This window comes from Marinifilum sp. RC60d5 (assembly GCF_052400665.1).
GTDB lineage: Bacteria > Bacteroidota > Bacteroidia > Bacteroidales > Marinifilaceae > JBQTGK01.
This window is the reverse complement of record NZ_JBQTGK010000004.1, coordinates 157371-177682: the sequence shown is the minus strand read 5'-3', so window position 1 is coordinate 177682 and position 20312 is coordinate 157371. Positions and strand designations below refer to the sequence as shown.

Genomic DNA, 20312 nt, shown 5'->3' with positions numbered 1-20312 from the left:
TAAAAATATAAATATATCCGATTACCAACATTAAATTGCTGATAAGATTTATTTAACAAGCATAGAGATTTTCTATAAATGAGACTTATCTTAAAAATTAATAGTCAATTGTAATGGTTCCGATTCGTTTATTCGATTCGAAACACTTAAGCCAAGCAAACGAATACTGGTTTTCAGTTCTCCCTGATTTAGTAAATCATCAGCAATCTGCATTATATCTTCAAAACCTTTAATCTCGCGTAAAAGAGTTTTACTTCTGGTTTCCTGTTCAAAATTACTGTATTTTAACTTTAATGTAAGAGTGCGACCTTTAAACTTACTCTTTTCTAATCTTTTACATAAATCCTTAGCCGATTTCTGAACATCTTTTCTAATTTCTTCGAGTTCCAGCAAATCATTTTCAAAAGTATGCTCTGTTCCTACAGATTTACGTATGCGCTTAGGATTCACCGGACGATTATCTATTCCTCTAACAATTTGATAGTAATAAGTTCCATTTTTCCCAAAAAGCCGGTTTAAATCGATAAGAGTTCTTTCTTTTAAATCTTTACCTTTAAAAATACCCAACTGATGCATTTTATTGGCAGTAACCTTTCCAACTCCAAAAAATTTATCCACACTTAATTCGGCAATAAATTCTTCCACATCTTTTGGTGGAATTACAAATATTCCATCAGGCTTACGATAATCTGAAGCTATTTTCGCCAAAAATTTATTTACCGATATTCCAGCAGAAGCAGTTAATCCTGTAACTTCTTTAATTCGATTTTTAATTTCTTTAGCAATTAATGTTGCCGATAATATATTTTTTTTATTCTCACTTACATCTAAAAAAGCCTCATCAATAGAAAGAGGTTCTACCAAATCAGTAAATTCATGAAAAATATTCATAATCTGATTTGACACTTCCTTGTATCTCTCGTGACGTACTTTAACAAATATTAAATGAGGACATCTTTTCTTTGCAATTTTAGATGCCATAGCAGAACGAACACCATATTTTCTGGCTTCATAACTTGCTGCGGCCACAACCCCTCGGTTTCCATCACCTCCCACAGCAATAGGTTTTCCTTTAAGTTCCGGATTGTCTTTCTGCTCTACCGAGGCAAAAAAAGCATCCATATCTATATGAATAATCTTACGTATCTCGTCCATCTTTTCAATTGCAAATATTTATAATATTCGGCAAGCTTTCAAAAATAATCCTATCTATTTTCGTAATTTTATGCGCCATTAAAAATCCATTATTTATCTAATGATTAAATGGTCAAGAAAAATAAAGCAAAGCATTAACTACCAGCACTTTTAAAGCCGTGAATAAAATAAAAGATCTTACGCAGGGAAATATTTTCTCTCAAATTTTAAAACTTGCAATTCCCATTATTGCAACTTCCTTTGTTCAAATGGCCTATAACATGACCGATTTGGCATGGCTGGGACATGTAGGCAAAGAAACTGTTAGTGCTGTTGGAATGGCCCTTTATCTTATTTGGTTTGGGGCATCGCTAATGTTTATTCCTAAAATTGGTGCCGAGGTTGGTATTTCTCAATCCATAGGCAAGAAAAAGCCCAAAGATGCACAAGCCTATGCAAAAAATGCATTTAGTATATCTTTAATCATCTCAATTTTATTTGCTTTGCTTGTTTGGATATTTGCAATTCCTATTATCGGCACATTTAATATTGAGAGCGGTTGGGTAAACGAAACTGCCGTTAGCTACCTAAGAATTGTAGCTTTGGGGATGCCATTTACTTATTCGAATATTACCATTTCGGGTATATACAATGGTGTAGGTAACACTAAAATCCCTTTTATTGTTAATGCAATTGGCTTGATACTAAATATTATTCTTGATCCGATATTAATTTTTGGCTGGCATGCAATACCTGCTATGGGTGCCCAGGGAGCTGCTATTGCAACTGTTGCATCTCAAATTTTGGTGTTTCTTATTTTTATGTATTATTTGCACTTTAAGCAAAATCCTCTAAACCTTAAACATTACCTGGGAAAAATTCAGGCAAAATATTTCATCCCAATTATTAAAGTTGGTGGCCCTGTGGCCTTACAATCTGTTTGCTTTGCTTTTTTAGCCATGGTACTGGCCCGCGTTTTAAACGAAATTGCCAAAGGAAACGAAATTCCATTTGCAGTACAATCTATTGGTGCACAAATAGAAGCTTTATCGTGGATGACAGCTTCGGGATTCTCTACAGCACTAGGAACGTTCACAGGACAAAATTTTGGAGCAAAAAAATGGGATCGCATACAAAAAGGTTTTTTTATAACTCTGGGTATTGCTGGTTTTATCGGACTAATTAGCACTACACTTTTCCTGTTTGCCGGCGAATCTATTTTTGGTTTATTCCTAAAAAACAGCGAGCAAGAAGTTGTTCAACTTGGTATTGTTTACCTAATAATTCTTAGTTTTTCTCAATGCTTTATGAGTATAGAAATTACAGCAACCGGTGCTTTTAATGGTGTTGGAAAAGCTATTCCTCCTGCAATTATCGGAATAATTGGCAACATACTTCGAATACCATTTGCTTTTCTTTTTAGTTATACGCTTATTAACTGGCTTCCTGGGTTTCACAACTACATTTCAGAGAAATATATAATCGTTACCGGAGTTTGGTGGGGACTTACTTTAACAAGCATATTAAAAGGAAGCTTTTTATTCTTTTGGTTTCTTACTTTATTGTACAGACATCCCGAAAACACACATCCTTTACCTTATCAAAATTTATGGATAAGACTAATTCCAAGCAGACTGCGTCAAACAACAATCATTCTTAATCCATTGGAAAATGAAAAAATTAAAAAGAGAACTTAAAATAACAGAAGATGGTTCCTACACATTTTACATGCCCGATTTGGATGAACATTATCATTCTACTCATGGTGCAGTTCAGGAATCAAAACATGTATTCTTAGAAGCAGGATTAAATTTTACAGATAAAAACCCGATTCATATTTTAGAGATTGGATTTGGAACTGGTCTCAATTGTTTTCTTACACTTTTAGAGTCTATTAAAACAAATCGAAAAATAATATATCACTCCATAGAGTTATATCCATTGGAAAAAGATCAGATTGAATCTCTTAATTATACCGAAAATACAGTTCCTTTGGGAAAAGATCTATTTCAGAAAATTCATCAGGCCAAATGGAATAATAATGTAGAAATCACAAAAAATTTTACACTTCACAAGCTGCTTGGCGATTTAAGAACATCTAGTTTTCCGGAAAAATATGATTTAATTTATTTCGATGCTTTTGCTCCCGACATTCAACCTGATTTATGGACCGCCGAAATATTTACAAAACTGTATGAATCTACTAATTCAAATGCTATTTTAACCACCTATTGCGCAAAAGGAATTGTAAAACAAGCTCTTCGGGCATCGGGATTTGAAGTAAAAAGATTAGCAGGACCTCCAGGAAAAAGACACATGCTGAGAGCTAGTACTATAAATGTGAAAAAACTTTAAATTAGTGGCAATTTTCGAAATTCTAGAGGAAAAGCCTTACCTTAGTCGATCTTTACGACCTTATTGATCATAAATAAAATCAGAAATTATATAATAAATACATATTAATTAGAATGAAGTACACAGAAGAACAAGATAAGGTAAGCTATTGCCTTGGTTTAAGCATTGCAAGTAACTTGCTAACATCAGGAGTTAAAACTATTAGCGTTGATCCATTTATGGAAGCTCTAGATGCTGCTTTCAACGGAAAAATGCCGGAACTTTCTCCTGAAGATGCAAATAAAATTTTACAGGAATTCTTTGGCAAAATACAGGAAGAGCAAGCTGGAAAAGCTGTAGAAGAAGGAAAGAAATTCTTAGAAGAGAATGCTAAAAAAGATGGCGTTATTAGCCTGGAAAGTGGTCTTCAATATGAAATTATTTCTGAAGGAAAAGGAGAAAAACCAGTAGGAACTAACAATGTAAAATGTCATTACCACGGTACTTTAATTGATGGTACTGTATTCGATAGCTCTGTAAAAAGAGGCGAGCCTGCTACATTCCCAGTTAATGGCGTTATTGCAGGATGGGTTGAAGCTCTTCAATTAATGCCTGTAGGATCGAAATGGAAATTATATGTTCCTTCAGATTTAGCTTATGGAGCGCAAGGTGCTGGTAACCTTATTGGTCCTCACACAACTTTGATTTTTGAAGTTGAGCTATTAGAAATTGTATAATTATTAATTACCTAAAATATAAACAAAATGAAACTTAAAGTATTGTCTCTTGCACTTGGTTTGAGTGCTATGGCTCTTATTTCTTGTAACCAAACAGGAAGTAAGAATGTTTCTTTAAATAACACAATTGACTCGGTAAGTTACAGTATCGGAGTTAACTTTGGTTCTAACCTTGAAAGAAGTGGAATTACCGAATTTAACGAAGAAATTTTACTTGCTGCAATGCATGCTGCTATTAATAAAGATTCTCTAAAAATTGATGCTCGCGAATCAGGAAAAATCATTAATGATTACCTACGCGATGTACAAGCTAAAAAAGGAGAAGCAAATATCGCTAAAGGAGAAAAATTCTTGTCTGAAAATGCTAAAAAAGAAGGTGTTGTAACTACCGAAAGCGGATTACAATACAAAGTTATTAGCGAAGGAAATGGTGCTAAACCATTGGCTACCGATCAGGTAAAAGTACACTACAGAGGTACTACTATTGACGGAAAAGAATTCGATTCTTCATACAAAAGAAACGAACCAGCTACTTTTGCAGCAAACCGTGTAATTAAAGGTTGGACTGAGGCTCTTCAATTAATGCCTGTTGGTTCAAAATGGGAACTTTATATTCCTGCTAAATTGGCTTATGGTCCTCGTGGAGCTGGTGCTGATATAGGTCCTAACGAGACTTTAATTTTCGAAGTTGAGTTGTTGGATATTGTAAAAGCTGAACCTAAAAAATAATTGCCCTTTTTAAATAATAAGGACAATCTATTAAAAATACGAACCCCTTTTGATGAAAATCAGAAGGGGTTTTTTTAAAGTCTATATCTTTTTTTAGCTTTGCATACTTTTGCAACTGCCAACACGATGTTGTAAATTTATAATCTTGTTTTGTTCGTAACAAATAAGTAAATCTGTATAATAAACCAATAAAATAAATTGTCATGTACGCTGAAATTCATACCGAAAAAGGAGTTATGAAAGTAGAATTCTACGAAAAAGATGCTCCAAAAACTGTTGAAAACTTTGTAAACCTATCGGAATCCGGATTTTACGACGGGCTAAATTTTCACCGTGTAATTCCTAATTTTGTGATTCAAGGTGGATGTCCTGATGGAACCGGAGCAGGTGGTCCTGGATATTCTATCGATTGTGAGTTAACAGGTGAAAATCAATATCACGACAGAGGAGTTTTATCTATGGCTCATGCAGGAAGAAATACTGGAGGTTCTCAGTTTTTTATTTGCCATGGTCGCGAAAACACTTCACATTTAGATCGTCAGCACACATGTTTTGGTAAAGTTGTTGAAGGATTAGAAGTAATCGATGCTATTCGTGCTGGTGACACAATTGAGAAAATCGTAATCATTAAAGAATAATTCCAAAATCAAAAAAATACTATGAATTTTGAAATCAATGGTAAAGTAATTGCTAAAGATGAAACTCAACAAATTAGCGATCGCTTTAAAAAAAGAGAATTTGTTATTGAGGTAGAGAATGAAAGAAATTCTGACTGGAACGATTTTATTAAATTTCAGTTAACACAAGACAGATGTGACCTTTTAGAAACTGTTTCTTTATACGAAGAAGTAAAAGTTTCTTTTAATATTCGTGGTCGCAAATGGGAGAAAGATGGAAAAACTAACTATTTCTCAAACCTAGAAGCCTGGAGAATCGAGAAAGTACAAAGTGGTGGATCTCCTGTACCGGAAATGCCAGAATTTAAAGCTGAAGATGTACCTCCTGCTCAGGAAGAAGACGATCTTCCATTTTAAAAACACTACCAATTAAAGCTAAACATACTAATTAACAGCACTTTGCTTATAATTAATAATTAGCAATTAATAGAAACTATATATACAAACAGTATACAATATTAAAAGCCATTCTTTCATTAAGAGTGGCTTTTAATATTATATTATTCCGACTTAAAATAAGTACAAAATTACCATCTCCATAAAAAATCATCTGCGATTTAATAATCTATTTACAATACCATCGAATGCTGCCAAAGAAGCTACTGCTACCACCACAATATAAACTATAACAGGCAATTTTTTAAGATTAATAAAAACATTAGTCAATATTTGATGAAGCGGTTTTAATAAAATCAAATCCAATTGATTAAAAAACGGATGATCCAAATCATTAATTAAAGTTCTAACATCGGTACCCAAAACAATAAGAGTAAGAATAGAAACCAAAAGAACAATTACTATCCATTGTTTTCTGGAGATAGGCTTCTTTACTTCGATAGGTTTGGCAAGCCAATCCTGCATTACATTATCCATAACCTCACTGGTAAAATCCTGCGATGGATCCTGTAACTCCACATCTTTCATAAGTTCTTTAATAAACTCATCTTTATAGATATCTTCTTTTTTTGTCATGGCATTTAATTTTCGAGATCTATAATATTGTTTTTAATTCGCCGTGTAAAATCGCCTCTAAATTAGAGTATAATTTTTTTCGCGCACGATACAATTTCACTTTTACATTCGAATTTGATAATCTGGTAATAGAACAAACCTCCTCAATGCTATGTTCTTCCAGATAAAATAATGTGAGTAAAGCTTTATCTTCACCACACATTTTATTAAGCGCCTTATTTAAATACTGCTTGCGTTCACCATTTCGCAACTCCTTTACCGCCGATTGGGTAGATTTTACATTTACCGAAGCTGAATATTCATCATCAATTGAACGTGTATCCAGTTTTTTCTTCCTTAATCGCGATATTGCAGTATTATAAATAATTCTATAAATCCAAGTTGAAAATTTCGATTCTCCTTTATAAGTATCAAGAGCCTGATAAGCTTTTAGAAAAGCATCCTGAGTAACTTCCTCGGCATCCTCGCGATTACCCATTAATTGCAAAGCAACATTAAAACCCATTTTCTTGTATTTATCTACAAGAACAGCATAAGCTCCAGGGTCTCCATCTTTAATTTTTGCAATATAATAGCTATCTTTTCTAAAGGCCATAATTCAAATCGCTTTCAACTTTAAAAACATCATTCTTATCAATTCAAAAGACATCCCTTTTTATAAAAATGTTGCTTCTTACTAAAGATTTTAATTATTTAATCGAATCTTCTAAAACTTAGACGCACATCTATACCTTTCGGTTACAGATCATCTGTAATTATAACTAATCATCCATTTGTATCAATCACACACTGCAAGACATAACTCTGTATATCAATACAATAATCATATTTATTAAAAGTTTTTTATTTTTTTTGTAACCCATTTTTCCCCGATAGCGTCATAAAGTCGAGAAGCAAAAACAAAATCGCTTTTCAAATTTAAAATTGAAATAACAGAAGTTTAACCTTAAATCTCATATTATGGATATCACTGGAGTAATTGCAATCATTTCTGTATTTGGCGTAATACCATTAATCGTATTTTTAGTATATCGCCACAGAGAAAGACAAGCTATAATTGAAAAAGGAATAGATATCAGTATTTTTGATAGCGAAAAAAAATGCAGTCCTCTGCAAAGTTTAAAATATGGAATTCTTCTAATCGGGCTTGCAGTAGGAATTTTAATTGGAAATATTCTTGATGAATACACCCAAATGATCGAAGAAGTCTCCTATTTTTCAATGATCTTCTTATTTGGTGGACTTGCTCTTATCGTTTTTTACGCAATTGCAAAAAAACAGGAAGAAGAAAAATAGTTAATTCATATACACAAAAAATGCGTTTCTTATTGAAACGCATTTTTTGTACATGGGTACCAAAATCATCAAGTAACTATAATTTACATAATCATTCTCCGATACGAAATAAAATTACCTTCTCTACAGCTCTCTCACAAACCGGACAAAAATGCTTCATCTTATTCGATTTCATTTTACAATCCTGAACTGGTGAATAAATTCCTTTCGACATATAACCTCCACCTTCAAAAACACCTAAGGTATTAATATATTCCTCTGTTCTTGGCGTTGGAACCGGAGTCGATTCCTTTAACATATCCTTCCATTTCTTTTCAAAATCAACTAAGGTGGTAATGTTTGGTTCCCAGGGCTCTATTTTTAAGTTATAAAAATCTTCATAAGCCACTTCCGAAGAATAATACTCATCGGCTAAACCTGCAAAACCATGTCCAAACTCATGACTGGATACCTCATAGGACAATGCATTATCGGCCGAACAACTAGAATAGTAATTATAAAATCCACCTCCTCCGTAGCGATCGGTGTTAATTAAAACAAAAATCTGATCGTATGGCACATTTGCACTAATATCGTGTAATGATTTAAGATCAAAAGTGGTTAAATACCTGTCAACATCAAAAGTATAGAATGTTGTATTTACAGCTGTATTTTTATAAATATGTTCGCCTGGAATATCTGTTCCCGAATCTTCCGATACCGATTCCAAAGCATAAATATTAAATCGCTTCTTGTATCTATCGAAAGGAGGCACATCAAATATATAACCTGCCACTCGTTTTACATCAGCTCTAAATTTTTCCATTTCATTTTTGGTGTATCCTTCGGCAATAAAAGCAATATCAACACTTTTATCGGGATCTCCTTTACCCATAAGTTTAGTAAATGGCACACTAGCAGGATTTTCTTTTCCGATAAAATAATTTTTAGGATCAATATTATAAGTCCAAATTTCTTCCATACTACCATCCCACTTTCGTGATTCAAGAACAAAGCGAGCTTTATTTTTAGGGTAAGGCATTACATTTACCTGATAAAATGCCCTTTTTATTTTCTGTGCTTCGGCAGTAGTTTGCCACTCCTGAAATAAAGAGTTAAAGCCCTTAGAGTAAATCACTTTCTCCGATGCTTCATCAATTAATTTGAATCGAAAAGTTCCGTAGCCAAATTTATCTACCAAATTTATTTTACTTCCGCCCCAATTAGGTTCCTCTTTTATCTGTTTAAAAAATACAGTTTGTGAATTAGAGTCCCCTCCCATCATATAATCTATTCTTAAACTTTTATTTTCAAAATACCTATCGAAATTAACCTGTCCAAAACCTGCATAAGAAATTAGTACAAATGCAATGGTAAATATGGATTTACAATTCATTTTTAGCTGCTATTATGGTTTAAAGTTTAAAAATACAAAATATTGCCAATTGCACTTTTCTTTTCCAAAGCGAAATAGATATCTTAGCTTTTTAATTCAAAAAAAATAGAAAATGAGAGAGCTTTTGGGCATTCAATTAAAAAATTGGTTAATTAACGAAGGATTCTCAGAATACTGGGCAATAATTTTTCAATCTTTAATAGCCGTTACCCTGGTTATTATTATTGCCTGGCTGTCAGATCTAGTTGCAAAGAAGATACTAATCGCATTTGTCACAAAAATTGTTCGTAGAACAAAAACACATTGGGATGATATATTGCTGGAAAGAAAAGTTTTTAACAAAATATCTCATTTTGCTCCTGCCTTAATTATATATTTTAGTGCCAGCTTTATCGATCATCAATCGTGGAGTATATTTGTTAAAAATGGGGCATACATTTACATGATAATTTTGGCCATTATGCTATTAGATACTTTCCTAAATGCAGGAAATGATATCTACAACACAATGCCCGTAAGTAAGACCCGCCCTATAAAAGGCTATCTTCAAATTGTTAAAATATTTTTCTATTCTCTGGGAATTATTTCCATTGTTGCCATATTTATTGATAGAGATCCATTAACAATTATTGCAGGAATGGGAGCTTTTGCTGCTGTTATCCTCTTAATTTTTAAAGATACCATACTAGGATTTGTAGCTTCTATTCAACTATCGGCCAACAAAATGGTAAACATTGGCGATTGGATTTCTATGCCATCAAAAGGTGCCGACGGAACAGTTATCGACATTAGTTTAAATACTGTAAAAGTTCAAAACTGGGATAAAACCATTAGTACGGTTCCAACTTACGCACTTGTTTCTGAATCATTCAACAATTGGAAAGGAATGGAAGAATCAGGCGGCCGAAGAATAAAACGTCACTTAAACATCGATGTGAAATCAGTAAAATTTCTTTCGGAAGAAGATATCAAGCGATTCGAAAAAATTAAGCTGATCAAAGAATACATAAGAAATAAAAGCGAAGAAATTAAATCTTCAAATCCCGAAGGAGAAATACCTGTAAACCAAAGAAGACTAACCAACATTGGAACTTTTAGAAGATACGTTGAGGAATACCTGCATAATCATCCAAAAATAAATCAGAATATGACTTTCTTGGTTCGCCAGCTACAGCCATCTGAAAAAGGACTACCCATAGAAATTTATGTATTCTCAAAAGATCAGGAATGGGCAAATTACGAAGCAATTCAAGCTGATATTTTTGATCACATTTTAGCTATAGTTCCAGAATTCAATTTAAAAGTATTTCAAAATCCTACGGGAGATGATTTTCAAAAACTAATCAACTAATATAAGCTCTCTAAATATGATAAAATCAATAAAAAAGCTCGACTTTTTCGAATCTTTAGGGTGGTTCGGAAATATAATTCTTAGTATCGGAGTAATTCCTCAGGTAGTACAAACATGGAAAACTCACGATGTAGGAAGCTTTAACTGGCCTTTTCTGTTAATGTGGGCTTTTGGAGTATTCTTTACATTTATCTATATTGTAAATGGCGACTTAAAATCCGGAAGCCGTCAGTATCCTTTATGGCTTAACTATATGGTAAATATTGTTGCAACATTTTACCTGTGCTATGCCAAATTAATTTATTCATAAATACATTTTTTATCATTTCACAAACAAGTATTTTCATGAAACACTTATTAACTCTACTTTTTATACTATCGGGATTTTGCTCTATTGCCCAAACCAAAGTTGGAGGTGTTGAGTTGCCAAACGAAATGGTAATTAAGGAACAACAAATGCAATTACATGGATCGGGCACAAGGGTTAAGCTTTGGATGGACATGTATGCAATGGGCTTGTATATGAAAAACAAAATTTCCGATGCAGAACAAATTATTAATAAAGATGAATGCATGGGCATTCGTCTCGAAATTACTTCGGGACTAATTACTTCGGAAAAAATGGAGAAAGCAACTCGCGAAGGTTTTAAGAATGCCACAAAAGGCAATATTACTCCCATAGCAAAAGAAATTGAGAATTTTATTTCTGTTTTTTTAGGTGAAATTGAGAAAAAAGACCGTTTCGAATTTGTTTATTGTCCGATTGAGGGAACTTTGGTTTATAAAAATGGGAAACTAAAAGCATCAATTAAAGGCATAGATTTTAAGAAAGCTCTTTTTGGAATATGGCTATGCGATAAACCAGCCGACAAAAACTTAAAAGAAGATTTATTGAAATAATTCCAAAAATTAAAATACATTCTATCTGACTTCTAAATAAGGATAAATTTGTTTCCTTTTAAAAAAAATATATAACTTAGCACACACACCAAACTGCTTGTCTCTCGAGACAAACCTTCTACTACTTGTTCAAATAATTAGGAATATGTTTCTAAAGGTGTTGCTGAGAGCACTCAATTTAACCCTCAGTTTTGTGAATTAAAAACAAAAACAATGAGTACCAAAAGATTTTCGAAAATTGTTGGATCTGGAAGTTACCTGCCAACCATCGAAGTTAAGAATGAACATTTTATCAATCACGACTTTTTTGAGCCGGGAGGACAAAAAATAGAAACTCCAAACGAGGTAATTATTGAAAAATTTCAAGAAATTACAGGCATCGACAAAAGAAAATATGCCAATGAAAATCAAACGTCATCCGATTTGGCTTATCTGGCAGCAAAAGATGCGCTTGAGTCTTCAAATATTGACAAAGAAAGTATCGACTATATTTTAGTTGCACACAATTTTGGAGATATACGTCCCAACTCAAGTTTAAGTAATCAGCTACCCTGTTTAGCGGCAAAAGTTAAAAATCTGCTACAAATAGAGAATCCAAAATGTATTGCCTACGATGTTCTTTTCGGATGTCCGGGATGGATTCAATGTATGATTCAGGCAAACTACTTTATAAAATCGGGCGATGCAAACAGAGTATTAGTGATTGGATCAGAAACATTATCCAGAGTTTGCGATCCTCACGATCGTGACAGTATGATTTATTCTGATGGAGCCGGAGCTACCATTTTAGAAGCTTGTGAAGGAGAAGAAGAGTCTGGTATTTTATCTCATGCCATTCGAACAGATACAAAAAACGAGGCTTTTTTCTTAAGAGCAGATATCTCGGACAATGCAGATTATGAAGGCAATAACACCAGTCATTTTATTAAAATGTATGGTCGTAAAATTTACGAATATGCAATTACTCACGTTCCTGGCGTTGTAAAAGAAAGTATCGATAAGGCCGGATTAGATATTAAAGACATTAAAAAAATATTAATTCATCAGGCCAACGAAAAAATGGACGATGCAATTGGGAAGCGACTATACCGCCTTTACAAAGAGAAAAAAGTTCCTGATGGTATTATGCCAATGATTATTAAAAATATGGGTAACAACTCGGTAGCTACTGTGCCTATTTTATACGATCAAATTTCGAAAGGAAAACTAGACGGTCATGAGTTAAAACCTGGCGACCATGTAGTTTTTACATCGGTAGGTGCCGGAATGAATATTAATTCGTTTGTTTATAAGGTCTAAATTCAATTTAGACCAATAAATATCTTGATTTTTAGATTAGAATATTAAAAAGTAAACATATTGTAGAAAGATTTCGCAAAAAGTATTGCTTTCAAGAATATTTTTTCTAAATTAGCGAAGCTTAATCTGATAGAAGCTAGAAAACAAAAGGGATAGAGGAGATTGATAAGATATCAGATTTTATAAAAACTGTATTCTAACCCTAAATTACTATACAATAATTACCCGAAGCAATTTTATTTGTTTCGGGTAATTTTTTGCAGATATTTCTCTTACACAAAGCAGCAGAATTCACAAATATTGAACTTTTAGATTTTATAATAAAAATTTAATATATCTTTCGATTCTAAGCACTCCTAATTATGAATAACATCTATTTTTACTCACTACAAATTTGTTTACTTGTTGCATTACTCTTTTTTTTAATCTTTGTTTATTCGAGCTTTGTTTTTATTTACGAAAAAGAAAAAAAAGCAGCCTTCAAAGCTTTTTTAATTGCACTATTACTTCCTCTTCCCTATCTTTTTACCTGGTATTATTCATGGGAAATTGCCGCCTTTATTTTTGTTGCAGATTTATTTTTAACCTTTTGTCTATTTCTAATTCCTTTTTCATCCAATAAAAATAGTACTGATAATTATCCACTGCATAAAATTGACGAACGAAACATTATGTTCTCAAGAAGTGAACTAATAGAAGGATCTGATAATTTTAATAAATACTATCAAAAATATCCTGATAAAAAACCACTTGACGATAAATTCAGAAAAGAACCAGGCTTAACGGCAAAAGGATCTCTTTTTTATAATCGAATAGCTTATGCTGCAGCCAACTCGAGTTTCTTTACGATTGACAAGTTAAGAACTGCTGTTGATGGGGAAATAAATCCTGACAAAGAACAGCTAGATCCTGCTGAAATTGCAAAATTTCTAAAAGCATGGAGCAAAAAACTAGGCGCACTAAATATAGGAATAACAAAATTGTCCGATTATCACTTTTATTCTCACAAAGGAAGAGGAAAAGACTATTCAAAAGAAATAAAAAGTACACATACCCATGCCATTGCTTTTACAGTAGAAATGACTCATGAAATGGTTCGTGCTGCCCCACAGGCATCAATTGTAATGGAATCGGGACAACAATATCTTGATGCTGGAAGAATAGCTGTTCAAATGGCTCATTTCTTACGAAGTTTAGGATATTCGGCCAGAGCACATGTCGATGGAAATTATGAAGTAATCTGTCCTTTAGTTGCAAGAGATTCGGGTCTTGGAGAAATTGGCCGCATGGGCTTGTTAATGACACCAAAACAAGGACCTAGAGTAAGACTAGGAGTTATAACAACAGATTTAAATTTACCTGCTGATAAGTGGGAAAAAGATAATTCATTAATCGATTTTTGCAATAGATGTAAGAAGTGCGCCAGAGTTTGTCCCAGCCAATCAATTTCTTTTGATGAACCAAAACTGGTAGATGGCATAAAACGCTGGCAAATTAATTCTGAATCATGTTTCACCTACTGGTGTAAATCTGGTACTGACTGCGGCCGATGCATGGCAACTTGTCCGTACTCTCATCCCGATAATTTTCTTCACAATTGCATTCGATGGGGAATAAAACATTCCTCTCTTTTTAGAATACTTGCAGTTTATTTGGATGATTTCTTTTATGGAAATAAGCCAAAACCCAAAAAAATGCCTCAATGGATTCCTGGAAATAAGAAAACACAAGAATAAAACATTTGCACTTTCTATGTATCAATAATTTTTACTGATAAACTTTTGACTTACTTTGTTCATTACATTTTCTGTAAAGATTAAACAATGCATTTTTAACATTTTTATTGGGTTTAGCATTGTAAGCTTCCAACAAGTAAGGTTCAGCCTGTCGCATTCCTTTTCGGGCAGCTGCCAGCTTTAATTTACATTTCTGATAATCATCATCTGTTGGTTTAGCTATGGCTTCATATTTTTTAACTGCCAAATCATAGTCTTTATTAGCTCTTAAAAAAATAATCATACCCAAATTCATATTGGAATTAACATCGTCTGATTTTAATGATACGGCTTTACGATATTCAGCTTTTGCTTTTTCTATCTCATTTAATTTCTGATATGAAACTCCTTTAAAATATCTGTATTTATAATTATTAGGATACCATTCCAATAATTCATCACAAAGTGGTAAAAGCTTTTTAAATTGTTTCGAATTCACATATAAATACACCAAACTTTTCACCGTTTTTCTGTATTCATGAGGCATATTCTTCTTTTTTGCCAAAAGAACAAACTCTTGCCCTTTTACATCCTTTTCCGATTTATAAATTGCCAGGCATTTTTGATAAAAACTTGGTCCTGGAGTACCCATTTCCATAGCTTTTAGATAACTTTTTTTTGCCTCTTCAATTTTGCCCAGCTCTTGCTTACAAACACCAACATAGCCAAAAGCCCAGGATCGTTGTATCGAATCTCCAATTTCTTTTTCAAGTAAAGCCTGATACTCCTTTAAAGCCTCCTGATAATTTTTATCGAAAAACTTACTATTTGCTTTATTCAGAAAGGCATCAAAATCTTGTGCCGATACAAAAAATGACACCAATAGTAATACTGCTGTTAAAAATCCTTTCATAATTACCTAATTGATTAATCTGTAAATAGTCCTTTATAATTTGACGCTAAACAAATAGATTAGGGTGAATACTTTGACTAAAAATTTATACAATAGTTTAAAAAAAAAGCGCAGAAAAAAAATTCCTGCGCTTTGTATCATTAATTTATTCTATTATTTTCTTTGTCGAACAGCTTCGTAAACCATTAATGATGCAGCAACTGATACATTAAGCGATTCTATTTCACCTAAAATTGGAACTTTAACCTGATCATCAGCCAAACGCAATAAAGCATCTTCGATACCTGTATCTTCCGATCCCATAATAATTGCTGTTGCCAGAGTTAAATCTGCTTCAGTATAAAACTGCTCGGCTTTTTCGGTTGATGCAACAATTCTAATTCCCTCTTTTTTCAGCCCTCTGACCATAGTCTTCAAATTCTGAACTCTACATACCGGAATTTTATATAAAGCTCCAGCCGAAGTTTTAATAGAATCAGGAGTAATTTTAGCTGAATTTTTAAATGGAATTATAATAGCCTGCACTCCTGCACACTCGGCAGAACGAGCAATGGCACCAAAATTACGAACATCAGTAATTTGATCGAGTATTAAAATTAATGGATTTTTTCCTTCAGCCATTATCTGAGGAATTACATCTTCGATATCCTGATAAGCAATAGGAGCAATTAATGTTACAACTCCCTGATTATTATGCTGATCTAAAGATTTAATTTTTTCTGCTGGTACAAACTGATACTCAACTTCTTTCTCGCGAATTAAATCAAATAATTCATTGTATAATCGTCCGGTTAATCCTTTACGAATTAATACTTTCTCAATTTCTTTTTCACTTTTAACTGCTTCCATTGTTGCTCTAATACCGAACAACATTTCCTGTTTTTGTTTAGCCATCGATCAATTACTTACTGATATATTTATAGGAGTACAAAGGTAAGTTGTAAAAGCCAATCGACCAACTGCTTCGGTATATTTCACGCAAAGAACACAAAGATTTTTTAAAGCTAAGAACGCAAAGAGGAAAACACTTTTTGCTAATCTATTTTTATAATGTAATTTACACTTATTTAAATATACGAATATGACCGCAAATGAGATTTCTTATAAAATTATTAGTAAGGTTATTGAAATTCATAAAACAGTTGGTCCTGGATTACTAGAATCTACTTATGAACAAGCTCTTATGTACGAATTACAACAAAATGGGCTTAAAAGTAGAAAGTCAGAAAGCAATGCCTTTTATTTACAAAAAGGTCAAACAAGAAACCGGTTACAGACTAGATTTATTAGTCGAAGATAAAGTAATTGTAGAGATCAAATCAGTTGAACAACTAGCTCCAGTTCACCATTCACAACTACTAACTTATTTAAGACTCTCTGGTAAAAAACTTGGGCTACTAATTAATTTCAATTCAAAATATGTAAAAAACAGTATTCATCGAATCGTCAATAATCTATAAGAAAAATCTTTGCGATCTTTTAAATAAAAAACTTTGCGATCTTTGCGTGAAACTTTTTATTCTCCTTTCTCAGCAATCAACTCTTCCAACTGCTCATTAAAATCTTCCCAGGCAAACATCTCCTCTTCCAATTTTTTTTTGGCTTCTTCATACTTTGTAAAAAGAGATTGATCCTGCATTTTCTCGGGATTTGCCAACAAGTCCTCCATTTCGGCAATCTCTTTCTCGAAGTTTGCAATATTCTCTTCAGCTTTGGAAACATTGCGCTCCATTTTATTAATTTTTTTGCTTAGCTCTTTACGCTCCAAATAGTTAAGCTTATTCTCCGAAGGTGCTACAATGGTTTTTTCCTGAACAGTTGATTTTTTTACCTCCAGCTCCTTTAAAGTTTCCATTTTTTTTGAACGCAGAAAATCATAAATACCTCCCAGGTGTTCTTTTATCTTTTTATTGGTAAACTCATAAACTTTAGAAGCCAATCCATCTAAAAATTCACGATCGTGAGATACAACAATCACCGTTCCATCGAATTGCGACAATGCTTCTTTTAGCACATCTTTCGATTTCATATCCAAGTGGTTGGTAGGCTCATCGAGTACCAGTAAGTTTACTGGCTCAAGCAATAAACGAATCATTGCCAATCTGGATCGTTCCCCACCAGAAAGGACTTTTACTTTCTTATCCACATCTTCGCCGCGAAACATGAAAGCGCCCAAAATATCTCTAATTTTAGTACGGACTTCCCCCACGGCAACATCATCAATAGTATCTAAAACAGTTTTGTTATCGTCTAAAAGTTGAGCCTGATTCTGCGCAAAATATCCGATTTTTACATTATGCCCTATTTTACAAACTCCCGTATGTTCCAATTCTCCCATCAGTACTTTTACAAGAGTGGATTTTCCTTCTCCATTTTTCCCAACAAAAGCAAGTTTCTCTCCTCTTTCTATAACAAAATCAAGATCATTAAGTACCAAAAGATCTCCATAAGCTTTACTCAAAGCTTTTGCTTCACAAACCAAATCGCCCGAGCGGGGAGCAGGAGGAAACTTAAGACTTAATTTACTTAAATCTTCCTCATCAATTTCTATTCTATCTACTTTTTCGAGTTGTTTGATTCTCGATTGCACCTGAACCGATTTTGTTGCTTTATACCTGAATCGTTCAATAAACTCTTCGGTATCCTTAATCATTTTTTGCTGATTAATATAGGCTTTCATCTGCTGTTCCCTGCGCTCGGCATGTAAAACAACATACTCGGAATAGGGAACTTTATAATCGTAAATTTTTCCTACCGAAATTTCAACTGTTCTGTTGGTTATATTATCTAAAAATGCACGATCGTGCGATACCAAAACAACAGCTCCCGGATAAACTTTCAAAAAATCCTCTAACCACTGAATAGACTCAATATCCAAGTGATTGGTTGGCTCATCCAGTAAAAATACATCGGGACGACGCAAAAGAATTTTTGCCAATTCGATACGCATTCTCCAACCACCACTAAATTCATTCGTCTGACGAGTAAAATCAGAACGCAAAAAGCCTAAACCCATAAGAGTACGTTCGGCCTCAGCATCCACATTTTCGCCACCCATCATGTGGTAACGATCATTTATATCTGTTAGTCGATTTATCAGCTTCATATAGCTTTCCGACTCATAATCTGTACGCTCAGCAATTTCGGCATTAATTTTAGCAATTTGCTTTTCCATTGCTATAACCTCCTCAAAGGCGGTAAGGGTTTCCTCCATTACTGTTTTACCATCAACATGGTTCATTTGCTGTGGCAGATATCCGATTTTCACCTCGTTAGGAACCGAAACAGTACCTTTACTAGGAGCTTGAAACCCTGAAAATATCTTAAGCAATGTAGATTTGCCAGCTCCATTTTTTCCCACTAAACCAATTCGATCGCGAGTATTTACAATAAAGCTTACTTCTTTAAAAAGAGTAAATCCACCAAATTCAACGGTAAGATTATTTATAGAGATCATGATATATCAGATTTTTTCGTTCAAGCGACAAAGATAACAACAGATATTAATTAATCGTTATCCATAAAAACGAATGTATACTAATTACGGCTTGCTAACATTTGTTCCTCAATAATATTCGCTTTTTTTAATAATTCGGATTGAATGATATTTTCTTTAACCTGATTCATGACACTGTTTTCTGCTTCGGCAAAAGAAATATCATAAATACGAGTAAATCTGGTATATTCACCTGGATATTTTGATAATAATTTGTCGTATAATCTATCCAGATCTTGTTGATTTGGATTGTGAAATTCCATTTTTAATTCGAAACGTCTCACCAAAGCTTCATCAATCATTTCAATTTGGTTGGTTGCAGCAATAATAACAGAATTTTTAGGTAAATTATCCATCATCTGAATCATACCATTCACCACACGTTTCATTTCACTACTATCGGTATTATCGTAATTTCGTTCTTTTCCTAAGGAATCGAATTCATCGAAAAACAAAACAGCCTCCTGGGTTTCTACCATTTTAAAAGCAGAAGCAATATTTCGAGATGTTTCGCCCAGTTTTGAAGAGATAATATTTCCCAGGTTAATTGTCTTTAGCTTTTTATTTAGTTTATGAGCAATAGCTTTAGCAGTCATGGTTTTTCCACAACCCGATTTCCCAAAAAGCAAAATTTTATTAATTACGGGCAAATTATACTTGGATAAAATCTCAACATGCTCATATTCTCTTAAAAACTGATTAATTTGAATAGATAGCTCCTCGTCGAAAATAATATCTTCAAAATTAACTCTTCCCTTGTTCGGAATAAATAAGTGATTCATTTGTATATGCTATGTTGTTAATGTTGTTTGTTTTGCAAACTTAGTATTTTATACTAAAAAAGAGAACTCCTTAGTAGAATTCTCTTTCAGTACTTTACCGCTTAAAAAAGCTTATTTTATTACATGTTTTTTAAGAATGGCCTTTTCAAATTCTACCCAATGCTCATCTGTCATTCTATCGGGAGTAAACAAACAAATTCCTGTGGCTCCATTTTCCATCGATTCGCGAATTGCATCTCCCATTTCTTCGGGAAGCAAACCATGATTTTCGGGATCGGTCTCTTTTGCTTTCGCAATTTGGTTTCGGACAAATAAACAAACCACTGTAAACAGGTTTCTCACCATTTAAACTCTCAATAGATTCCTTTTTCTTTCAGATTTTCAAAATTGTCAGATAACTCAATATCGGTAGCCTCTCCTGTACCTCCAAGCCATGCAAAACATGGCACTTTTGTAGTTTCTTTGGTGCTACAAGACAACAATAAGAACAAACCTAAAACAGCAAGTAGCTTATTCATAATAAGATTATAAAAAAATAAAATTTGGCTTTTGGGGTACGAGCTAAAGATATAAAATTAAAGTAACAAGTATCAAGTACAAAG

At 33.3% G+C, this 20312-nt stretch carries 24 protein-coding genes; 14 read left to right on the top strand and 10 right to left on the bottom strand.

The window, feature by feature from the left end; genetic code table 11:
• Window positions 1-90: 90 nt before the first annotated feature.
• Entirely contained in the window at window positions 91-1155 is a 1065-nt protein-coding gene (dinB, locus tag ACT3CE_RS10950) for a DNA polymerase IV (protein WP_444709817.1), read from the bottom strand.
• 158 nt (window positions 1156-1313) lie between these two features.
• On the opposite strand from dinB, the gene ACT3CE_RS10945 reads away from it, so the two are divergent.
• The 6 genes from ACT3CE_RS10945 to ACT3CE_RS10920 all read left to right on the top strand — a co-directional run bounded on the left by ACT3CE_RS10945 (window position 1314) and on the right by ACT3CE_RS10920 (window position 5968).
• Complete coding sequence (locus ACT3CE_RS10945; RefSeq protein WP_444709816.1) at window positions 1314-2831, top strand: MATE family efflux transporter; 1518 nt, start codon at window positions 1314-1316, stop codon at window positions 2829-2831.
• The gene (mnmD, locus tag ACT3CE_RS10940; RefSeq protein ID WP_444709815.1) at window positions 2806-3489 is read left to right on the top strand and encodes a tRNA (5-methylaminomethyl-2-thiouridine)(34)-methyltransferase MnmD; all 684 of its coding nucleotides are present in this window, start codon (window positions 2806-2808) and stop codon (window positions 3487-3489) included. Before ACT3CE_RS10945 ends, mnmD begins: the two co-directional genes overlap by 26 nt.
• 113 nt (window positions 3490-3602) lie before the next feature.
• The gene (locus ACT3CE_RS10935; RefSeq protein WP_444709814.1) at window positions 3603-4205 is read left to right on the top strand and encodes an FKBP-type peptidyl-prolyl cis-trans isomerase; all 603 of its coding nucleotides are present in this window, start codon (window positions 3603-3605) and stop codon (window positions 4203-4205) included.
• Window positions 4206-4232: 27 nt separating this feature from the next.
• Window positions 4233-4934 (top strand): FKBP-type peptidyl-prolyl cis-trans isomerase, encoded by a 702-nt coding sequence (locus ACT3CE_RS10930; RefSeq protein ID WP_444709813.1) that lies wholly within the window; start codon window positions 4233-4235, stop codon window positions 4932-4934.
• Window positions 4935-5137: 203 nt separating this feature from the next.
• Entirely contained in the window at window positions 5138-5572 is a 435-nt protein-coding gene (locus ACT3CE_RS10925) for a peptidylprolyl isomerase (RefSeq protein ID WP_444709812.1), read from the top strand.
• Between the two features lie 21 nt (window positions 5573-5593).
• On the top strand, window positions 5594-5968 hold the full coding sequence (locus ACT3CE_RS10920) for a DUF3127 domain-containing protein (RefSeq protein ID WP_444709811.1): 375 nt from the start codon (window positions 5594-5596) through the stop codon (window positions 5966-5968).
• 189 nt (window positions 5969-6157) lie between these two features.
• Here the strand turns inward: ACT3CE_RS10920 and ACT3CE_RS10915 are convergent, their stop codons facing one another.
• Entirely contained in the window at window positions 6158-6583 is a 426-nt protein-coding gene (locus ACT3CE_RS10915; RefSeq protein WP_444709810.1) for a hypothetical protein, read from the bottom strand.
• Between the two features lie 19 nt (window positions 6584-6602).
• Complete coding sequence (locus ACT3CE_RS10910) at window positions 6603-7178, bottom strand: RNA polymerase sigma factor (protein ID WP_444709809.1); 576 nt, start codon at window positions 7176-7178, stop codon at window positions 6603-6605.
• A 365-nt stretch (window positions 7179-7543) separates the two neighbouring features.
• On the opposite strand from ACT3CE_RS10910, the gene ACT3CE_RS10905 reads away from it, so the two are divergent.
• Entirely contained in the window at window positions 7544-7879 is a 336-nt protein-coding gene (locus ACT3CE_RS10905) for a DUF6249 domain-containing protein (RefSeq protein ID WP_444709808.1), read from the top strand.
• A 91-nt stretch (window positions 7880-7970) separates the two neighbouring features.
• Here the strand turns inward: ACT3CE_RS10905 and ACT3CE_RS10900 are convergent, their stop codons facing one another.
• Window positions 7971-9254 (bottom strand): M64 family metallopeptidase, encoded by a 1284-nt coding sequence (locus ACT3CE_RS10900; protein WP_444709807.1) that lies wholly within the window; start codon window positions 9252-9254, stop codon window positions 7971-7973.
• A 112-nt stretch (window positions 9255-9366) separates the two neighbouring features.
• Here ACT3CE_RS10900 and ACT3CE_RS10895 point away from each other — a divergent pair, with 112 nt between their 5' ends.
• The 5 genes from ACT3CE_RS10895 (at window position 9367) to ACT3CE_RS10875 (ending at window position 14540) form a co-directional block, all read left to right on the top strand.
• A complete protein-coding gene (locus ACT3CE_RS10895) occupies window positions 9367-10605 on the top strand; it encodes a mechanosensitive ion channel family protein (protein ID WP_444709806.1) in 1239 nt (412 codons plus the stop codon).
• Window positions 10606-10621: 16 nt separating this feature from the next.
• Window positions 10622-10915: a PQ-loop domain-containing transporter gene (locus tag ACT3CE_RS10890; RefSeq protein WP_444709805.1), complete on the top strand. Its 294-nt coding sequence runs from the start codon at window positions 10622-10624 to the stop codon at window positions 10913-10915.
• A 35-nt stretch (window positions 10916-10950) separates the two neighbouring features.
• Window positions 10951-11505, top strand: a complete 555-nt coding sequence (locus ACT3CE_RS10885; RefSeq protein ID WP_444709804.1) for a chalcone isomerase family protein — start codon at window positions 10951-10953, stop codon at window positions 11503-11505.
• Window positions 11506-11718: 213 nt separating this feature from the next.
• Complete coding sequence (locus ACT3CE_RS10880; RefSeq protein WP_444709803.1) at window positions 11719-12804, top strand: 3-oxoacyl-ACP synthase III family protein; 1086 nt, start codon at window positions 11719-11721, stop codon at window positions 12802-12804.
• A gap of 362 nt (window positions 12805-13166) precedes the next feature.
• Complete coding sequence (locus tag ACT3CE_RS10875; RefSeq protein ID WP_444709802.1) at window positions 13167-14540, top strand: 4Fe-4S dicluster domain-containing protein; 1374 nt, start codon at window positions 13167-13169, stop codon at window positions 14538-14540.
• Window positions 14541-14571: 31 nt separating this feature from the next.
• Here the strand turns inward: ACT3CE_RS10875 and ACT3CE_RS10870 are convergent, their stop codons facing one another.
• Together ACT3CE_RS10870 and rlmB are read right to left on the bottom strand one after the other, a co-directional pair.
• Entirely contained in the window at window positions 14572-15432 is an 861-nt protein-coding gene (locus ACT3CE_RS10870; RefSeq protein WP_444709801.1) for a tetratricopeptide repeat protein, read from the bottom strand.
• 153 nt (window positions 15433-15585) lie between these two features.
• A complete protein-coding gene (gene rlmB / locus ACT3CE_RS10865) occupies window positions 15586-16326 on the bottom strand; it encodes a 23S rRNA (guanosine(2251)-2'-O)-methyltransferase RlmB (RefSeq protein WP_444709800.1) in 741 nt (246 codons plus the stop codon).
• A gap of 187 nt (window positions 16327-16513) precedes the next feature.
• Here rlmB and ACT3CE_RS10860 point away from each other — a divergent pair, with 187 nt between their 5' ends.
• Window positions 16514-16732 carry a GxxExxY protein gene (locus ACT3CE_RS10860; RefSeq protein WP_444709799.1) on the top strand — a complete coding sequence of 73 codons (219 nt, stop codon included), beginning with the start codon at window positions 16514-16516 and terminating at the stop codon, window positions 16730-16732.
• Window positions 16635-16892, top strand: coding sequence for a GxxExxY protein (locus tag ACT3CE_RS10855; protein WP_444709798.1), 258 nt, complete (start codon window positions 16635-16637; stop codon window positions 16890-16892). Before ACT3CE_RS10860 ends, ACT3CE_RS10855 begins: the two co-directional genes overlap by 98 nt.
• 56 nt (window positions 16893-16948) lie before the next feature.
• Here ACT3CE_RS10855 and ACT3CE_RS10850 read toward each other — a convergent pair whose 3' ends face one another.
• The 4 genes from ACT3CE_RS10850 to ACT3CE_RS10835 all read right to left on the bottom strand — a co-directional run bounded on the left by ACT3CE_RS10850 (window position 16949) and on the right by ACT3CE_RS10835 (window position 20228).
• Window positions 16949-18889, bottom strand: coding sequence for an ABC-F family ATP-binding cassette domain-containing protein (locus ACT3CE_RS10850; RefSeq protein WP_444709797.1), 1941 nt, complete (start codon window positions 18887-18889; stop codon window positions 16949-16951).
• Between the two features lie 80 nt (window positions 18890-18969).
• Window positions 18970-19710, bottom strand: coding sequence for an AAA family ATPase (locus ACT3CE_RS10845; protein ID WP_444709796.1), 741 nt, complete (start codon window positions 19708-19710; stop codon window positions 18970-18972).
• 111 nt (window positions 19711-19821) lie between these two features.
• Window positions 19822-20055 carry a hypothetical protein gene (locus ACT3CE_RS10840; protein ID WP_444709795.1) on the bottom strand — a complete coding sequence of 78 codons (234 nt, stop codon included), beginning with the start codon at window positions 20053-20055 and terminating at the stop codon, window positions 19822-19824.
• A gap of 8 nt (window positions 20056-20063) precedes the next feature.
• The gene (locus ACT3CE_RS10835; RefSeq protein WP_444709794.1) at window positions 20064-20228 is read right to left on the bottom strand and encodes a hypothetical protein; all 165 of its coding nucleotides are present in this window, start codon (window positions 20226-20228) and stop codon (window positions 20064-20066) included.
• Between the last annotated feature and the right edge of the window lie 84 nt (window positions 20229-20312).